Origin of the sequence: Pseudomonas duriflava (assembly GCF_007830155.1) — a bacterium.
Lineage (GTDB): Bacteria > Pseudomonadota > Gammaproteobacteria > Pseudomonadales > Pseudomonadaceae > Chryseomonas > Chryseomonas duriflava.
Genome location: NZ_VLKY01000001.1, coordinates 157,273 through 175,246, shown reverse-complemented (window position 1 = coordinate 175,246; position 17,974 = coordinate 157,273). Strand labels below are relative to the sequence as shown.

The following is a 17,974-nucleotide window of genomic DNA, read 5'->3' as shown; positions in this document are numbered from 1 at the left end:
TCGTACCACAGGGGCACACTATATTGACGCGCTCCCCCCACCGTCAAGGCGAGCCCTCCAGCCAAAAATGCTTACAGCCGAATGAGTTACAGGTTTTTCCATACATTTAACGAAACGGCATGGCTCATAATTTTCCGACAAACGGAAATAAACTCAATCAATTAGCCACGCTACTTAAAGTAATACTTGAATCAAAAGCTCAAGCTAATGGGAGGGATAGGATGGACAGGAGAAGGGGAAAAAGGAGGAGAGTCGATCTGTAAGCCGGGTTCTGTCGAGGACAGTCATTCCTCTAGGACAGCCATCACTGACTGCCTCAAGCGACCTACCCGAATCCAGCGCGGGCCACGCCTATGGATTCCTATTTGGTCTTGCTCCAGGTGGGGTTTACCTAGCCACGAACTGTTGCCAGTCGTGCGGTGCGCTCTTACCGCACCTTTTCACCCTTACCGGCGCTTACGCGCTTAGGCGGTTATTTTCTGTGGCACTTTCCGTAGGCTCACGCCTCCCAGGCATTACCTGGCACCTTGCCCTGCGGAGCCCGGACTTTCCTCCCTTCCTACTGTAAACAGCAGGAACAGCGACTGCCCAATCGACTCTCCAGGCGCAAGGGTAACGAGATGCCTTACGTATAACAACCTCAAGTTTTGTTTTGTTTCTCAAGTGCATGCTGATACAGCGCATTCTTACGTGCTCCAGTAATATCTGCCGCCAGAGCCGCAGCACGCTTGAGCGGCAACTCGGCTAACAAAAGCTCCAGAACCCGTATAGCTTCTGCACTAAGCTCATCCTTTTGCAATGGCTCCCATCCCGCTACCAACAAGACGCACTCACCTCGCTGCTGATTCGCATCCGCCTCAACCCAGCAACACAATTCAGCCAGCGGTGCATCTTTAATCGTCTCAAAGGTTTTCGTCAGCTCTCTGGCCAGGACTGCCAGGCGTGCGCCCCCCAACACTGCAGATAAGTCCTGCAGGCTTTCCAACAAACGATGCGGCGCCTCATAAAAGATCAACGTACGCTCCTCTTCCTTGAGTGCTTCCAGACGCGTCCGCCGGGCCGTAGTCTTGGCAGGCAGGAAACCTTCGAAGATGAAACGATCCGAAGGCAGCCCAGCCGCTGACAATGCTGCGATCGCAGCACATGCTCCAGGAATAGGTACAACAGGAATATTCGCAGCACGGGCCTGACGTACCAGATGAAAGCCCGGGTCAGAGACCAAGGGCGTTCCAGCATCAGAAATCAACGCCACACTCTCACCAGCCAGTAATTGGTTGATAAAACGACCGCCCTGCTCTCGTTCGTTATGATCATGGCAGGCAGCCAAAGGCGTATTGATTCCAAAATGCTGTAATAATCGTGACGAATGCCGCGTATCCTCTGCTGCGATCAGAGCCGCTTCCTTTAAGATACGTAACGCTCGGGCACTGATATCTTCCAGGTTGCCGATGGGCGTCGCGACGATGTAAAGCGTGCCAGGAGTGGACATGAAAGGCCTCTTGCAACAATGAAGTCAGAGGTATTGTACGCGTTTCGAGCTACTGCCATTCGCGCCACAGGCTGCCACTGGTTACAATCCATGCACTTCATTCCGATTGCGTCAGGACATACGACATGACCGTTCGCCTGCGTACGCTGTTAAGCGTCCCTCTCATCAGTCTTTTGGCCGCTTGTGCCAATGCACCGTCCAATACCTTGGGCGAGTTGCCCCGGACGCCTCAAGCCTCTATTCAACAGCTCTTGGAAAAGGCCGGCAATAGCACCTCTGAAGAGGCAAACATGTTGCGTCTGTCTGCAGCTGACTTAGCCTATAAGCAGCACAACCTGACACAAGCGAAGCAGATCCTAGCATCACTCCAGCTCCAGCAATTGAAACCTGTGCCGCAGGTATATGCCGGAACACTAAGTGCCGAAATAGCATTGACTGAAAATCAGCCCAAACAGGCTCTGCAGGCATTGCAACAACCAGGCTTCGAGCGTATTGCCGAACTTCCTGTCGAACAGCAAATCCGTACATCATTAGTTAAGGCTCGAGCCCTTGAGGCGGATCAGCAACAGTTGCCGGCAGCTAAGGAGCGCATCTATATCGCGCCCATGCTAAAAGACCCTCAGCAGATCGCCGATAACCATGAAGCCATTTGGGGCTTGGTAGCCGCCCTGCCAGCCGAGCAGCTACAAGCAATCCCTGGAAACACCGAACTCAATGGCTGGCTAGCCTTAGTCAGCCTTACACGTACCAATGCCTCCCTGGATCAGCAAATTGCAGCCATTGATGCCTGGCGTGCGCAAAACCCGAATCATCCCGCCGCCCTCCAGTTACCTAAAGCGCTGGCAGCACTCAGAACGACCGAACAACAACCGCTGAATCGAATCGCCCTTCTGCTTCCGCAGCAAGGTCAGCTGGCTAATGTATCGAAGGCTTTGCAAGATGGTTTTATGGCTTCACTATACGAAAGCCAACAGGAAGGCACTTCGCCGCCTGCCGTGATTTTTTATGATAGTACCCAGATGCGCTCCCTGGATGACTTCTACCAACGAGCCAAGTCAGATGGCATTCAGTTAGTTATCGGGCCGCTAGAAAAGAGCCTCGTCAAACAGCTCAATGATCGCGAGCAGTTACCTATTACGACACTCGCATTGAACTACAGCGACACGCAAGACGAAGGCCCTGCACAACTCTACCAATTCGGTCTGGCAGCAGAGGACGAGGCCCGTGAGGCTGCCTTACGCGCCAAAAAAGATGGCAAGCATACTGCCGTGGCACTTGTTCCTCGCGGCGATTGGGGTGATCGCGTCCTAGCAGCGTTCAGCCGTGAATGGCAAGCTCAGGGCGGTGCATTACTAGGTGCTGAGAGAATCGATCAGCCGGTCGAGATTGCACGACAGATCAGCCGTCTATTGCAGAACCGACAGAACGGCCAGAGCATTGACCTCATCTTCCTAGCAGCCACTCCCCAGCAGGCTCGCCAGATCAATCCTACGCTGGCCTATCAGTACGCTGGCAACATCCCTGTATATGCAACGTCTCATCTTTACACGGGCACCAGCAACCCTGCGCAGGATCAAGACCTAAACGGTATTCAGTTCTGCGAAACCCCTTGGCTACTCGAGCCAAACAATCCAATACGCCGTAAAGTGGTTGCACAGTGGCCTCAAGCGGCTAGTAGCTTTGGGCGACTCTATGCCATGGGCGCCGATGCCTACATGCTTTCCAGCCGGCTTCCACAGCTTAAGGCCTTACCAAATACTGAATTAGAAGGCCTATCCGGCGAGCTAAGTCTCAGCTCAACTCAACGCGTGACACGTAAACTCCCCTGGGCTCAGTTCATTAATGGCCAGGTTCAACCACTTACTCAGCCGACTCCACTGTGACAACCACACGCGAACGCGGGCTGGCTGCGGAAAACCTCGCCCTAGATCATCTTCAACGTCACCGGTTGAAGTTGCTTGTACGCAATTGGTCCTGTCGGCTAGGTGAGCTTGATCTGGTCATGCTTGACGGAGATACAGTAGTATTTGTCGAAGTTCGCTCTAGGCGTCATAGCGCCTGGGGTGGAGCGATAGAAAGCGTCGATGCTCGTAAGCGCCAACGCCTGGTCGCTGCTGCGGAGTCTTTTCTTCAGAACGAAACACGCTGGGCACGACAGCCCTGCCGTTTCGACGTCGTAGCGATAAGCCCCACGGCCACTGCCCAGCCGCTACGCCTCGAGTGGATCAAGAATGCATTCGATTCCTGAGTAGTTTCACAAGGTCAAGACTAAAACCGATGGACACGCAAGCCCGCATTATCAAGCTCTTCCAGGACAGCATCGAGACCAAGCGTCAAGCGATGGAGGTCCTTGTTCCCTATATCGAGCATGCGAGCCAGGTCATGGTCAATGCGCTGCTCAACGAAGGAAAGATCCTATCGTGCGGCAATGGCGGCTCGGCTGGAGATGCTCAGCACTTTTCCTCCGAACTGTTGAATCGTTTCGAGCGTGAGCGGCCTAGCCTGCCAGCCATAGCTCTGACGACTGACAGCTCAACCCTTACCTCTATTGCGAATGACTACAGCTACAACGAAGTTTTTTCGAAGCAGATTCGCGCCCTAGGCCAGCCTGGTGACGTTCTGCTGGCTATTTCAACCAGCGGCAATTCAGCTAATGTCATTCAAGCTATTCAGGCGGCTCATGATCGGGAAATGACCGTCGTTGCGCTGACCGGGCGCGACGGTGGAGGTATGGCCTCTTTATTGCTACCGGAAGACATCGAGATTCGTGTCCCGGCCAAGGTCACTGCACGCATCCAGGAAGTTCACCTGGTAGTCATTCATTGCCTGTGCGATCAAATCGATCAGCAATTGTTTGGGAGTGAAGAATGAAGAAAGGCATCGCCTTGTCCTGCCTAGTAGCTAGCTTGGCACTCAGCGGTTGCAATAGCGTTCTGACTGCGACGCGTGACAAGCCCATCGACGATAATCGTGGGACGCGTACGATTGGTAGCAAGATCGATGATTCACTTATCGAAACCAAGGCGGCGGTAAACATCTCCAAGGCTCACCCAGACCTTGATAAATCCCATATCGTCGTGGTCAGCTACAACGGTGTAGTACTCTTGGCAGGCCAGACACCTCGGCCAGAATTGAAGGCACAGGCGGAACAAGTAGCTCGTGCGGTACAACGCGTCAAGCTGGTCCACAATGAACTACAAATTCTACCGCCTTCTTCTTTGCTAGCACGGAACAATGACACGTGGATTACAACCCGTATCAAGTCAAAAATGATTGCTGATAACAACGTGCCCTCATCACGCATCAAAGTGGTCACCGAGAATGGCATTGTTTACTTGTTAGGCTTAGTAACGCATCAAGAAGCTAATTTAGCGACCAATGTTGCTCAGAGCGTGTCTGGCGTGCAAAAAATCGTCAAACTGTTCGAATACATTGATTAATGCTCTCTCAATATAAAAACCCCGCTAGTAAGCGGGTTTTTTATATTGCATAACGCTTATTATTGAACCGTAATTGAATCGCCAGCTAACACTAACTGATTACCCATTACAGGAATCTGATTACCTGGATCACGGTTCATACGCATCTGCTTAACAGTGCCATTGATTAGATACTTTATTTCGTAAGCAACGACCTTTTCACTTATATCTATAATCGTGCTGCAGCGCGTTTCTGTTACTGTAAAGAAATCTTTCAGCGGCGGACGCTCTTGGTTTTTTCTACTAGCAGATCTCTCCACACCGCCTACTTCAGTATTTACGGCCGCTTCAGCAATTCGATCCTGATCCTTCACCAAGTGCGGATATGTCACGGCAACGTCTTTACATACATTACGAGGCGTCTTAATAACTTCCTTGATAGGCTGGACGGTCAAGACTTCAGCAAATTGGGGTTCTCGCGCTGAAAGCGCATAGGCAACGACTCCGCTAGCAGTCGCCACACCAATGCTAAAGAGCGCTCCCACAACCATCGATTTACTCACAGGAATTTTCTACACCTATAAAAACATGGGCTGCTAAAAGCAGCCCATGTACTCAAGGACGATCGTCGACTTCCTTAGCAGGAGGCGGAATCAGATCCTCACTACTCAAGTTCAACCAAATCAGGATCACATTGGCGATATAAATCGAGGAATAAGTACCCGCCAACACACCAATGAACAAAGCAATCGAAAAGCCGAACAGGTGATCTCCCCCAAAGAACAACAGTGCTGCGATGGCCAGCAAGGTTGAAATCGAAGTTGCCATGGTTCGCAGTAAGGTTTGGGTCGTCGAAATATTAATGTTCTCTATGAGACTGGCCTTGCGCAAAACCCGAAAGTTTTCACGTACTCGGTCAAAAACAACGATAGTGTCATTAAGCGAATAACCTATGATGGCCAAAACTGCAGCCAAGACGGTTAGATCAAATGTAACTTGGAAAAAGGACAAAATACCCAAGGTCACGATCACATCATGAACAAGGGAAATAATGGCACCTACAGCAAATTTCCACTGGAAACGAAAACCTACATAGAGCAGAACTCCTCCCAGCGCTAGTAGCATTCCCAGACCACCCTGGTCACGCAGCTCCTCACCCACCTGCGGACCTACGAACTCGACACGAGTCACTGAAGCAGGGTTTTCTTCATTGCCTTGCTGAAGTGCGTCCGCTACTTTCTGGCCCAGCTGAGGGTCATCACCAGGCATACGAACCAGTACGTCAGTCGTCGCGCCAAAACTCTGCACAACGGCATCCTTTAATCCCGACGCTTCCAGTTGTTCGCGTATAGCTCCCAAGTCGGCAGACTCTTGATAACGCAGCTCAATAAGCGTCCCGCCCGTAAAATCCAGCCCCAGATTCAGCCCCTTGGTCAACATACTACCAATGGCGAGCACGGTAAGGATGAGCGTCATGGCAAATGCGAACTTGCGCACCCCCATGAAATTAATAGTTCTTTTCATGGCTACCTCCTTAAATCCACAACTTCTTGACGTTGCGGCCCCCGAAAATCAAATTGACCATAGCGCGGGTAACCATGATGGCTGTAAACATGGATGTAAAAATGCCCAGCGACATAGTGACGGCAAAGCCCTTAACCGGCCCCGTTCCCATGGCAAAGAGAATTGCACCCACTAGAAGAGTCGTCAGATTGGCATCAATGATGGCACTGAACGCACGACTAAAGCCTTCATGGATAGCTCGCTGTACAGGCATCCCGTTGGCCAACTCTTCACGAATACGCGAAAAGATCAGGACATTCGCATCAACAGCCATGCCCATCGTCAAAACGATACCGGCTATACCCGGAAGCGTGAGTGTCGCATGTAGAACGGACATGAGCCCGAGCAGCAGAACCATGTTGAAGGCCAATGCTACCGTAGCGATAACACCAAAGAAGCGGTAAATCGCGATAATAAACAGCGAAACGAAAACCATGCCCCAGATGGAGGCATTAACACCCTTAGCGATGTTATCGGCTCCCAGGCTCGGGCCTAGCGTACGCTCTTCAGCAAAGTACATAGGGGCCGCAAGACCACCCGCACGCAGAAGCAGAGCCAGCTCGGACGCCTCACCCGCACCGTCCAGACCGGTAATACGGAAACTGTTACCCAGCGGCGATTGAATGGTCGCCAGACTGATAATCCGACGGTCCTCTTGGAAGCTTTGGACCGCCACGTCTTTTTCGACCCCGTCGACAACCTGCCGGGTATAGCGCGTCACAGGCTTCTGCTCGATGAATACGACCGCCATGCTGCGTCCCACATTACTGCGCGTAGCACGGCTCATTAAATCGCCGCCATGGCCATCCAGCTTGATATTGACCTGCGGACGGCCGTTTTCATCAAAGCTGGCCGAAGCATCAGTGACCTGATCACCAGTAATGATAATGCTACGCTCTAGCGGAACCGAAGGCCGGCCCGGCTCACGAAACTCAAAACTTTCTGTCGATCCGCGAGGTGTGTCGGCTGTCGCCGCAAGACGGAACTCAAGGTTAGCCGTCTTACCCAGGATACGCTTGGCTTCAGCAGTATCCTGAACGCCCGGCAGCTCTACCACAATCCGACTAGCACCCTGACGCTGTACCAATGGCTCGGCAACACCCAGCTCGTTAACCCGATTGCGGACCGTCGTAAGGTTTTGCGTAATGGCATATTCACGGATTTCAGTCAGCCTAGCCTGGGAAAGCTCTAGACGAAGTACCTGCATGTCGTCGCGCGCTTCGTCTGTTACGACGAAATCAGTGTAATTCTTTCGAACAAGGCTGGCTGCTTGCTCTAACGCCTGGCTATCAGCAAAACCTAGCTGAATGACGTTTCCCTGCTGAGGCAGGCTGCGGTAGCGTATGCGCTCACGCCGCAGTAGAGTTTTCACTTCGCTGTCGTAGACTTTCATTCGAGCATCGACAGCTTTGTCCATGTCCACAGCTAGCAGAAAATGGACCCCACCAGATAGATCAAGGCCTAGTTTCATGGGCGACGCGCCCAGATTACGCAGCCATTGAGGCGTGGTGGAGGCAAGATTGAGGGCTACGACATAATTGTCACCCAACGTCTTACGAACCAAATCCTGCGCCGGCAGTTGCTCTTCCGCCTTGCTCAGGCGAATCAGACCACGCTTACCATCAGCGCTCAGCTCAGCCGCCTTCACAGTGATGCCAGCGCCTGAGAGCGTTTTGCTAACCTTATCCAGATCACCCTGAGTAATGGTCAGCTCCGTGCTTGTACCACTGATCTGAACAGCAGGGTCGTCAGGATAAAGATTAGGTGCAGAGTAAATGAAGCCGACTACCAATACTGCCAGGATCAGCAGGTACTTCCATAAGGGATATTTATTGAGCATGACACCGCCCGGATTAAGAAGCGGGGCGCCTTGCGCGCCCCGTGCATACCTTGGAGGGTTGGATCAGATCGCTTTCAACGTGCCTTTAGGCAGCGTTGCGGCGATAGCGCCTTTCTGAAACTTGAGTTCGACCGTATCAGATACTTCGATCACAACGAATTCGTCCGTAACTTTTACAACACGACCAGCGATACCGCCCGAAGTAACAACCTCATCGCCTTTCTGCAGGTTACCCAACAGATTCTTATGCTCCTTGGCACGCTTGGCCTGTGGCCGCCAGATCAAAAAGTAAAAGATAACCACGAAGCCAATCAGAAACACGAACTGGATGTATTCACCACCGGGCGCAGCAGCTGCCGGAGCAGCATCCTGGGCATAGGCAGCAGGGATCAGAAAGCTCATTGCAATAACTCCTGTTGCAAAGTCTGAAAATCAATCAGCCAACGGCGGGGTAGGCAAGCCGCGGCGTGCGTAGAAGGAATCGACGAAGTCGGCCAATTTACCTTGTTGAATAGCGTCCCGCAAACCAGACATCACCTGTTGATAATGACGCAGATTATGGATTGTATTCAGCATACTCCCTAACATTTCGCCACACTTATCCAAGTGATGCAGGTAAGCGCGAGAGAAGTTGCGGCAGGTATAGCAGTCGCACGTTGAGTCCAATGGTGAATCATCATGCCGGTGAACAGCATTGCGAATTTTGATAACACCGGTATCGATGAAGAGATGGCCGTTACGTGCATTACGTGTAGGCATTACACAATCGAACATGTCGACGCCACGCCGCACACCTTCGACCAGATCCTCCGGCTTTCCAACACCCATTAAGTAACGCGGCTTGTCGGCAGGCAGGTGCGGTGGAAGAAAATCCAAAACCCGGATCATTTCTTCCTTCGGCTCGCCAACAGAAAGCCCACCGATAGCATAACCATCAAAGCCTATACTATCGAGCCCTTCCAGGGAGCGCAGGCGTAATTCCTCATGCATTCCCCCCTGCACAATACCGAACAGGGCCGAAGGATTATCGCCATGAGCGATACGTGAACGTTTCGCCCAACGCAACGATAGCTCCATGGAGCGCTTAGCCGTCTCGAAGTCGGCCGGGTAAGGCGTGCACTCATCAAAGATCATAACGATATCTGAGCCTAACGCTCGCTGTACCGCCATGGACTCCTCAGGCCCCATGAATACTTTGGCACCATCGACAGGCGACGCAAAGTAGACCCCCTCTTCCTTGATCTTGCGCAGCGCTCCCAGACTAAACACCTGAAAGCCACCCGAGTCCGTAAGAATAGGCCCCTTCCATTGCATGAAATCATGCAGGTCGCCATGCTTCTGGATGACCTCGATACCAGGTCTCAGCCAGAGGTGAAAGGTATTCCCCAGGATGATATGAGCCCCAATCGCCTCGATATCTCGTGGCAACATGCCCTTGACGGTGCCGTATGTACCAACCGGCATGAAGGCAGGGGTTTCGACTACGCCGCGAGGAAAGCTTAGTCGGCCACGGCGGGCCCGCCCCTCAGTTGCCAGCAATTCAAATTTCATGAAACTCATGTCAGGACTCTGGCCCCTTGGCCCCTGGATTGCGGGTGACAAACATAGCGTCACCATAACTGAAGAAACGGTATTGATTCTCTACCGCCGCGGCATAAGCCGCCATCGTTTGCGTATAGCCTGCAAAAGCCGATACCAGCATGAGCAGCGTCGATTCCGGCAAATGGAAATTAGTGATAAGCCCTTCGACGACGTGAAAAGGCCGCCCAGGATAAAGAAAAATATCCGTATCGCCACTAAATGGCTTCAGCTGTCCGTCGCGCGCAGCACTTTCTAACGCCCGGACACTGGTTGTCCCTACAGCGATGACCCGACCGCCTCGCGCTTGGCAACGCGTAACAGCATCAACCACGGACTGGCTAACCTGTAGCCACTCACGATGCATATGGTGATCTTCGATGCGCGCAACGCGGACCGGCTGGAAAGTACCAGCGCCAACATGAAGCGTCACAAACTCGGTTTCGATACCCTTTTCCCGAATTGCTGCCAGCATGGCCTCGTCAAAATGCAGGCCCGCTGTAGGAGCGGCCACAGCACCTGCCTTTCGTGCGTAAACAGTCTGATAGCGCTCGCGATCAGCTTCTTCATCCGGGCGATCAATGTATGGTGGCAGCGGCATATGCCCAGCCCTATCCAACAAAGGCAATACGGCTTCGTCAAAGCGCAGCTCAAAAAGAGCATCATGACGTGCCAGCATCTCGGCACGCCCGCCTCCCTCGACCACGATATACGAGCCTGGCTTGGGCGACTTGCTGGAGCGTACATGTGCTAATACGCGGTGTTCATCCAACACCCGCTCGACCAAGATTTCCAGCTTGCCGCCGCTTTCCTTTTGCCCAAACAGACGAGCAGGAATCACACGCGTATCGTTGAAAATCATCACATCTTCTGGACGTAAGTAGTCCAGAAGGTCGGAAAAGTGTTGATGCTGGATGGCTCCAGAAGGCCCATCTAACACCAATAGACGGCTTGCCCGCCGCTCGGGAAGAGGGTGTCGGGCAATCAGCGTCTCAGGTAGCTCAAAATAAAAATCGGAAACTTGCATGCCGGTTCATCTCGAAAGGCCGCACAGCTTACCGGAAGAGATGAAATATGACCATGAAAAGCGTTGACGCGGTTAAAACTCATCTCTATACTGCGCCGCCATTGCCTCGGTGGCGGAATCGGTAGACGCGGCGGATTCAAAATCCGTTTCTGGCGACAGAGTGAGAGTTCGAGTCTCTCCCGAGGCACCAAAGATCTCCCAAATAGCGCCATGCTATAGAGGGAAAACAAAGAAGCCAGTTATCTGGCTTTTTTTGTGCCTGTCATTTGCCCTTCCACTTACCTGTATAAAAAGCCAAGCGACCTTTATCAGCACAACTTGTCTTCTGTTCAATAGACAGAACACAGTGAACAATGCTCTTGGCTCATACCTTTGAAAACCAATTACCTGTCATAAAACGATACGCAAGGCCTTCTAGCCTTATGCCTTAACGTTTTATTAAAACAGTCACATATGAGGTTTTTATATATCTAAATCGTATGAGACGCCCTACCCCTACCGCACGTTAAAACGGCTTTATCTTTACTCTTGCTTATCACTTTAAGCTGCTACACAAGCAAACCAGATTTTACAAAAACTAACGCACTCCTTTTTGCCAATTTTTTGAAATTTTTGCAGGAAATTACGAAAAGCAGCAGGTTTTTGTAAAAACAAAGCTCACTAACAATCGTTGATCTGTAACTATCTAAAGAAGAAAATTATTAACTTACGACTGTAAAAACATAGCTCTAGATGGCCCTGATGCCACTTTATGAGTTACATACCTGGAACTTTAGCGCTTTAATAAAATCTTTGTTTGGAAGTTAAACTGCCCTTAGCAGCCCTAACTCTGGTAAGAAAAGCGAAAGGGCCGCCTGTCAGAAAGAGCGGAACCACTTAGAAAGTTAAGTCGCGGTTAGAAATGTTCTTCTATAGTGAGCAAGTCTTGTCGCAAAGACATACCCTCAGGCAGGACTCACAGTTCCCTAGTGGCCCACTTGCTACAGCAAGGCACTAGAGCATGCGTACAGTTTGACAAGGAGAGGTTGATATGAAAGATCCGGTAAAAATCGAGCAGCACGTAGAGCAAGACTCCATCGTTCTCGGGCAGTTATTGGAAGACAACTCGTCGGCTCTGACAAAACTCTTGGAAGACACGTCGACTCTTGCACCAACTACACCTGAAAAGCCTTCGCTTCTAAGCCATTTTCTAAATACAGAACCCTCGATTTTAGAACAATTTCTTGAAGCCCACCCATCTGTGCTCGATTCCTTTGAGAAGCAAGAGGACTATCCGCCCCAACTGGATAAGGGTCCTGTAATTCTCGAGCAGTTTCTTGAAGCTGAAGTGGAAAAGATTCACACGATTACCAATACACTTTCAGACACTGTAGAAGTCGAAGTGGTAACCGCTACCGGCACACAAATGACTGTGATACTACCCTTAGGGGCCGATATTCATTTGTCTTTGGCGGAGGATGCTACCGTGACATACAGAATGCATGGTGCGCTAACGCCCTCCGCACCACCTGCCAGCCCTGTTACCTTAAGAAATCTGAGCCGCCCGGCGTAATAAAGTCTCGGCCGCCAAATGACCAGGCAGGGCTAGCCCTGTAGTGCCTGGACATCAATGCCAGCCCCAGCCGGCTTGCCTTCCCTTCTTTTTCGCCTAATTCACTTACCTGCCTCCACGAGAACTATCCGCCCAGCGGCTAGAACTCCCTTTTGCCAGTCATGTCATTTTGATAGGCCCTCAGGAGATTCGGGTTATGAAAAGACTACTGGCAGCGTTGATAGGTCAGCTGACCACTGAAGGAAAAGTAGAATGCCTGGAACAGAATGAGCACTTCGCGCGCGTCATCGTGACGACCCCTCAGGGCATTATCGTCGAGCGAGACCTTCACGCCAGCCAACTGCATCATGCAGTGCTACTAAAAGCCGTAGCTGATGATATCAAGAGTGAAATCGAGGAACGTACAGCACGCTTACAGGGAGATGTGCTTGGAACATAAGAAATGATTCATTAAGTCTCTTCGACATAAGAATCAACATGACTATTTCTCATGTGCTAGGTGATTTTTAACTTCCCTAGGGACTCGAATAGGCTGGAACTCGCTCCTAGTGACTCCGCTGCTGAACCAATCTTTAAGGTCATTTTTCATTGCCATATCGATTGGGATAAAACTTTCTCAGGAAAGATACCAGGCATGCCGAATTAATCGACTCGCCTGCTTATCGCTCAGCAGAAATTCGACAGAAAACCTTACTGTGATTGAAAGGCCGAAAGAAGAGAGTTCCGGCCTTTTCGCTATTTCAACCAGCTTTACGCAACAACCAGATCCCAGCCAAGGCGCAAATACCAGCAGGAACCAGGACGGCCAATAAGGGCGAAAAGCCAAACACTAGGCTTGATGGTCCCAACAGATCCTGGGCGATACGGAAAACGAAGCCCACTATCACGCCGGTAAAGATTCGCTGGCCCAGCGTAACCGAGCGCAATGGCCCGAAGATAAAGGAAATAGCCATCAACACTAAGGCTGCGGTAACTAATGGCTGTAGAACCTTGCCCCAGAAAGCAAGCCAGTAAGAACGGTTATTCAAGCCCTGATCGGCCAAATAATGGATGTACCACCATAGCCCCGAAATGGATAAAGCGTCAGGCTGCATGACGACGGTATCCAATATTTGAGGCGTCAGCGCAATATCCCAACGCTCGGTTGGAGCCTTGATGACCTCAGTACTACGCTCATGAAAACGGGTAGTCGCGATGTTTTGCAACTCCCAATGATCACCTTTGAACTCGGCACGCCGGGCAAAGCTGGATGATAAGAGGTGGCGCTCCTCGTCAAACTCGTAGCGAGTGACACCAAACAAAACGCCATTGGGTTGCACAGCATTTACATGAACGTACTCACGCCCTTGCCGGTGCCATAAGCCATGCCGTGAACTCTGTGCATCGCCACTACCTTGGGCCAATGCACGTCCGCTCTGGGCAAGATTTTCACTCCAGGGCGCCATATACTCGCCTATAAGTACGCCTGCCAGCATTAGAACCAGCATAGGCTTCATGACCGCCCATACGATTCGCCCTAACGATACACCGGCAGCTCGCATGACAATCAGCTCGCTACTGCTGGCTAACGCTCCCAAACCGATCAGACAGCCGATCAATGCAGCCATGGGCAACATTTCATAGGCTCGCCGAGGAGTAGTCAGAAGAACGAAGCGCAACGCCTCCCAGGCACCGTAGTTATCGTCGAAATCACCCAGTTGATCGATGTAGGCGAACAGCAATGCTAGGCCGAGAATTACACCTAATACTGCCAGGATGCTGACAAAGACAGAGCGCCCGATATAACTGTCGATTTTATTCATGACCTTTCTCCGCAGCCCGACGGCGCATGGACAGGCGCAACGGCTCCCAGAAGGCCAGCAGCAAACCTAACGCAAGAAATAGTAGATGCACCGGCCATAGGCCAATACTTGGCGAGAGGCGCCCTTTGTCTATCGCACCTCTTGTCGCGATCAATAGCGACAGATAGGCCATATACAACAGGATGGCTGGGAGCAACTTTAAAAAGCGTCCCTGCCTAGGGTTGACGCGAGAAAGCGGTACAGCAATTAAGGTCACGATGAAGACCAGCAGAGGAATGGACAACCGCCATTGCAGCTCAGCCTGATGCCGATGATCGTTACTTGCCCACAACTCACGGGTCGGGATGGCCTCTCGCTCACCGACATCGGAGCTTACCTCCGGCTTAGGCAGTAGTACGCCGTATGTGTCGTATTGCACAACTCGGTAATCTGCTTGCCCAGGAGTACCGTCATAGCGGAAACCATTTTCCAAAATGAGATAACGGTTGCCATCGGCATGAACCTCCTGACGCCCCTTATCCGCGACTAAAACACCGATACCTTTATCTGCACCACTCTTCGAAAGGTTTTTCTCCGAGATGAAGACACCGGACAGCTCAGAGCGATCTTCGCTAAGCGCCTCGGTATAGGTGACCCGCGTACCATCACGTAGTGCCTGAAAACGTCCGGCTGCCAGCGTGTCGAATTCAGTCAGCGCATCTTGTTGATTAAGAATGGACGAGACACGCTGAACCCCCAAGGGTGATAACGAAAGGCTTAGCCAGGCCACAACGATAGCTACCAGCGCTGCCGGTGCCATGGAATAGGCCAATAGGCGACGATGGCTCATTCCAGTTGCCGACAGAACGGTCATTTCGCTCTCGAGATAGAGCCGGCCATAGGCCAGCAAAATACCTAAGAAAAGGCCCAGCGGTAGAATAAGCTCAAGGAAGCCAGGGATTCGGTATCCCATGATCATGAGCAAAGCGCTAGGATCAAGCATTCCCTGAGCAGCCTGGGCCAGGTATTTAATGAAACGGCCGCTCATGATAATCACCAGCAGCACGGCGCTGACCGCGGCCATCGTAGTGACGACCTCACGGGAAAGATAACGGAAGACGATCAAACAGTGTTCTCCAGGGTTGTCAGGCTCAGGCGCGTACGCTCAAACTAGCCGCCGTTGCTAAACCGACCCGCGCAAGGCGGCCCGCAGGGCGGCCCCGGCGAAAATAGCCGGCATTATCCTGCAAACCCACTCGTTTGTCTTGGGGAGCTTCTCGTAATGGAATTTTTGGTTAAAAGTGTACGTCCGGAAACATTGAAAACCGCCACCTTGGTCGTTGCCATTGGCGAGAACGGCTACTTGGATAACTCTGCCGCCGCGATAGATACGGCCAGTAGCGGTGCCTTAAGTGCTGCTATCCGGCGTGGAGACATGGCCGGCAAGCCAGGTCAAACGCTTCTTCTGACAGGTCTAGCAGGCCTTAAGGCCGAACGAGTCCTGCTGGTCGGCTGCGGCAAGGCAGAAGAAGGCATTGCCGACCGCGCTTACCGCAAACTCATTGCCTCTGTACTAGGCGTGCTGAAAGGTCTCGGCGGCGCTGACGCTGCCCTATGTTTGGCTGATATCAACGTTAAACAACGCGATACCTATACCAAGACGCGCCTCTTGATCGAAACCCTATCCGATGGGTTGTATGTGTTCGATCGTTTCAAAAGCCAGAAAGCCGAGCCTAGTGCTTTGAAAAAGATCTCGCTGGTCACCAGCAAGACAGCTCAGGCTGAAATCGAACGCGCGGTTACTCACGGGCAAGCCATTGCCGCGGGGGTGGCCTACGCCAAAGACTTTGGCAATCTACCGCCGAATATCTGTCACCCTGTCTTTATTGGCGAAGAAGCCAAGGCGCTAGGCAAACAGTACAAAGATGCAGGCCTAAAGGTCGACGTTCTGGACGAGAAGAAGATGCAAGAGCTCGGCATGGGATCATTCCTGGCCGTAGCCCAGGGCAGCGCTCAGCCGCCCCGTCTGGTCGTATTGAATTACAAGGGCGCAGGAAAGAATACGCAACCGCACGTGCTGGTTGGTAAGGGCATCACGTTTGATACCGGTGGTATTAGCATCAAGCCCAGCCAGGGCATGGATGAGATGAAATATGACATGTGCGGTGCGGCCAGCGTCTTAGGCACATTCCGCGCTGCCCTCGAACTAAAGCTGCCGATCAATCTGGTAGGCCTATTGGCATGTGCTGAAAACATGCCCAGCGGCACAGCAACCCGTCCAGGGGATATCGTGACGACCATGAGCGGTCAAACGGTCGAAATCTTGAATACAGATGCTGAAGGTCGCCTGGTACTGTGTGACACACTCACTTATGCCGAGCGCTTCAAGCCTCAGTCGGTTATCGATATCGCGACCCTGACCGGCGCGTGCATCACAGCATTGGGTACCCTGGTGTCGGGCCTGATGGGAAATGATGACGACCTGATCCAGCAGATCAAGGCAGCTGGTGATGCCGCCGATGATCGCGTCTGGCAATTGCCGTTGCATGACGAGTATCAAGAGCAGCTCGACAGCCCCTTCGCCGATATGGCCAATATCGGGGGGCCCAAGGCGGGCACTATTACAGCAGGCTGCTTCCTGTCCCGGTATGCAAAGAATTACCGGTGGGCCCACCTGGACGTGGCTGGTACAGCCTGGATTAGCGGCGGAAAAGAGAAATCTGCAACCGGACGGCCGGTTCCCCTGCTGATGCAGTACTTGCTGGATCGTAGCCAGTCCTAAGCCCTTTGCCGCGATGAGGTCATGTGCCTTGTCGCGGCAGGGTTCCCTTACCTGCGATGAGAGACCCGACATGACTCGCGTGGACTTTTACGTCCTTCCCAGTGCCGATCCGGATGCCCGTCTGATATTTGCATGCCGCCTGGCTGAAAAAGCCTGGAAGCAAGACATGCAAACCTACATACACTGCGCCGATGAGGCTCAGCGGGTGCGCCTGGACGAGCGTCTCTGGTCATTTCGACACGACAGTTTTCTTCCTCATGACTTGGTAGAAGACAAACCTGACAGCCCTGTAGTACTGGGTATAGAGGCGCCGGACGCTGTACGCGGCGAGCTATTGATCAACCTAGACACACGCATTCCGTCCTTTTTCACTCAATTTGCCCGGATTGCGGAATTGGTTATCGATGAGCCGTCCATACGTCAGGCAGCGAGGGAGAGTTTCCGCTTCTATCGTGAGCGTGGCTATGCTTTACAAGATCATCGTCTACCGCGAGTCTGATTCTTATGGACAAAGCGTTACCGCCTCGCCCCACACACCTTGTGAACGATCTCGAGTCGATTCGTGAAATACTAGATAAAGAAAACTTACCTACCCTGACCGACCGGCTTGACTCCGAAGGCATTCCTGTATTGTCCGACGTCGTTGTTCCTACCGAAGACAGCCTAAGCGCCATTCCGCCGCTGCTAGACCAGATCGAGCCGTCTCTTCCCGCAGCAAGGTCCCTTTCAAAAGATGAACTTCGCAAAGAGGCACAGCTTCTGCTGCAGGAAGTTATCGACGATTTTGTACCTCAGATCGAGGCCGAGCTGCACAAGCGTCTCGATGCACGCCTGGACGTACTTCTAAAGCATCGACAAACCCGTTAATCGAGACGGCTAAGGTTGCGATCAATCGCGCCTGGCCGTTATCCCCGTTATACTCAAAGGCTTTCCTTCTTCAGAC

18 protein-coding genes, 1 tRNA gene and 1 other RNA gene are annotated in these 17,974 nt (G+C 52.1%); 10 read left to right on the top strand and 10 right to left on the bottom strand.

The annotated features are described in order from the left end of the window. Positions 1-244 precede the first annotated feature (244 nt). Together rnpB and rsmI are read right to left on the bottom strand one after the other, a co-directional pair. Positions 245-600, bottom strand: an RNA gene (gene rnpB / locus IQ22_RS00840) — RNase P RNA component class A. Between the two features lie 40 nt (positions 601-640). Then, entirely contained in the window at positions 641-1,489 is an 849-nt protein-coding gene (gene rsmI / locus IQ22_RS00835; RefSeq protein WP_145136605.1) for a 16S rRNA (cytidine(1402)-2'-O)-methyltransferase, read from the bottom strand. 125 nt (positions 1,490-1,614) lie between these two features. On the opposite strand from rsmI, the gene IQ22_RS00830 reads away from it, so the two are divergent. From IQ22_RS00830 to IQ22_RS00815, 4 genes are read left to right on the top strand one after another with little or no spacing between them, the layout of a single operon-like run. Next, entirely contained in the window at positions 1,615-3,372 is a 1,758-nt protein-coding gene (locus IQ22_RS00830) for a penicillin-binding protein activator (RefSeq protein WP_145136602.1), read from the top strand. Beyond that, on the top strand, positions 3,369-3,737 hold the full coding sequence (locus IQ22_RS00825; protein WP_145136599.1) for a YraN family protein: 369 nt from the start codon (positions 3,369-3,371) through the stop codon (positions 3,735-3,737). Before IQ22_RS00830 ends, IQ22_RS00825 begins: the two co-directional genes overlap by 4 nt. Before the next feature lie 29 nt (positions 3,738-3,766). Beyond that, positions 3,767-4,360, top strand: coding sequence for a phosphoheptose isomerase (locus IQ22_RS00820; RefSeq protein WP_145136596.1), 594 nt, complete (start codon positions 3,767-3,769; stop codon positions 4,358-4,360). Beyond that, positions 4,357-4,929: a BON domain-containing protein gene (locus IQ22_RS00815; protein WP_145136593.1), complete on the top strand. Its 573-nt coding sequence runs from the start codon at positions 4,357-4,359 to the stop codon at positions 4,927-4,929. Before IQ22_RS00820 ends, IQ22_RS00815 begins: the two co-directional genes overlap by 4 nt. Before the next feature lie 59 nt (positions 4,930-4,988). Here IQ22_RS00815 and IQ22_RS00810 read toward each other — a convergent pair whose 3' ends face one another. The 6 genes from IQ22_RS00810 to queA form a co-directional block, all read right to left on the bottom strand. Then, positions 4,989-5,471, bottom strand: coding sequence for a glycine zipper 2TM domain-containing protein (locus IQ22_RS00810; RefSeq protein WP_145136590.1), 483 nt, complete (start codon positions 5,469-5,471; stop codon positions 4,989-4,991). 52 nt (positions 5,472-5,523) lie between these two features. Continuing rightward, positions 5,524-6,432 (bottom strand): protein translocase subunit SecF, encoded by a 909-nt coding sequence (secF, locus tag IQ22_RS00805; protein ID WP_145136587.1) that lies wholly within the window; start codon positions 6,430-6,432, stop codon positions 5,524-5,526. Between the two features lie 10 nt (positions 6,433-6,442). Next, complete coding sequence (gene secD / locus IQ22_RS00800; protein ID WP_145136585.1) at positions 6,443-8,311, bottom strand: protein translocase subunit SecD; 1,869 nt, start codon at positions 8,309-8,311, stop codon at positions 6,443-6,445. 63 nt (positions 8,312-8,374) lie between these two features. Then, positions 8,375-8,713, bottom strand: a complete 339-nt coding sequence (yajC, locus tag IQ22_RS00795; RefSeq protein WP_145136583.1) for a preprotein translocase subunit YajC — start codon at positions 8,711-8,713, stop codon at positions 8,375-8,377. Between the two features lie 30 nt (positions 8,714-8,743). Continuing rightward, the gene (gene tgt, locus IQ22_RS00790; RefSeq protein ID WP_145137547.1) at positions 8,744-9,862 is read right to left on the bottom strand and encodes a tRNA guanosine(34) transglycosylase Tgt; all 1,119 of its coding nucleotides are present in this window, start codon (positions 9,860-9,862) and stop codon (positions 8,744-8,746) included. Between the two features lie 10 nt (positions 9,863-9,872). Beyond that, complete coding sequence (gene queA / locus IQ22_RS00785) at positions 9,873-10,916, bottom strand: tRNA preQ1(34) S-adenosylmethionine ribosyltransferase-isomerase QueA (protein WP_145136581.1); 1,044 nt, start codon at positions 10,914-10,916, stop codon at positions 9,873-9,875. A gap of 103 nt (positions 10,917-11,019) precedes the next feature. On the opposite strand from queA, the gene IQ22_RS00780 reads away from it, so the two are divergent. The 3 genes from IQ22_RS00780 (at position 11,020) to IQ22_RS00770 (ending at position 12,907) form a co-directional block, all read left to right on the top strand. Then, positions 11,020-11,106: transfer RNA gene (locus IQ22_RS00780), tRNA-Leu, on the top strand. Positions 11,107-11,946: 840 nt separating this feature from the next. Beyond that, the gene (locus tag IQ22_RS00775; protein WP_145136579.1) at positions 11,947-12,468 is read left to right on the top strand and encodes a hypothetical protein; all 522 of its coding nucleotides are present in this window, start codon (positions 11,947-11,949) and stop codon (positions 12,466-12,468) included. Between the two features lie 196 nt (positions 12,469-12,664). Continuing rightward, the gene (locus IQ22_RS00770) at positions 12,665-12,907 is read left to right on the top strand and encodes a hypothetical protein (RefSeq protein WP_145136576.1); all 243 of its coding nucleotides are present in this window, start codon (positions 12,665-12,667) and stop codon (positions 12,905-12,907) included. 301 nt (positions 12,908-13,208) lie between these two features. On the opposite strand, the gene lptG is transcribed toward IQ22_RS00770, so the two are convergent. Together lptG and lptF are read right to left on the bottom strand one after the other, a co-directional pair. Further along, the gene (gene lptG, locus IQ22_RS00765) at positions 13,209-14,270 is read right to left on the bottom strand and encodes an LPS export ABC transporter permease LptG (RefSeq protein ID WP_145136574.1); all 1,062 of its coding nucleotides are present in this window, start codon (positions 14,268-14,270) and stop codon (positions 13,209-13,211) included. Beyond that, positions 14,263-15,375, bottom strand: a complete 1,113-nt coding sequence (gene lptF / locus IQ22_RS00760; RefSeq protein ID WP_145136572.1) for an LPS export ABC transporter permease LptF — start codon at positions 15,373-15,375, stop codon at positions 14,263-14,265. Before lptF ends, lptG begins: the two co-directional genes overlap by 8 nt. A 156-nt stretch (positions 15,376-15,531) precedes the next feature. On the opposite strand from lptF, the gene IQ22_RS00755 reads away from it, so the two are divergent. The 3 genes from IQ22_RS00755 (at position 15,532) to IQ22_RS00745 (ending at position 17,898) form a co-directional block, all read left to right on the top strand. Further along, the gene (locus IQ22_RS00755; RefSeq protein WP_145136570.1) at positions 15,532-17,031 is read left to right on the top strand and encodes a leucyl aminopeptidase; all 1,500 of its coding nucleotides are present in this window, start codon (positions 15,532-15,534) and stop codon (positions 17,029-17,031) included. Between the two features lie 70 nt (positions 17,032-17,101). Further along, positions 17,102-17,530 (top strand): DNA polymerase III subunit chi, encoded by a 429-nt coding sequence (locus tag IQ22_RS00750; protein ID WP_145136567.1) that lies wholly within the window; start codon positions 17,102-17,104, stop codon positions 17,528-17,530. A gap of 5 nt (positions 17,531-17,535) precedes the next feature. Next, on the top strand, positions 17,536-17,898 hold the full coding sequence (locus tag IQ22_RS00745; RefSeq protein ID WP_145136564.1) for a DNA polymerase III subunit chi: 363 nt from the start codon (positions 17,536-17,538) through the stop codon (positions 17,896-17,898). Positions 17,899-17,974 lie beyond the last annotated feature (76 nt).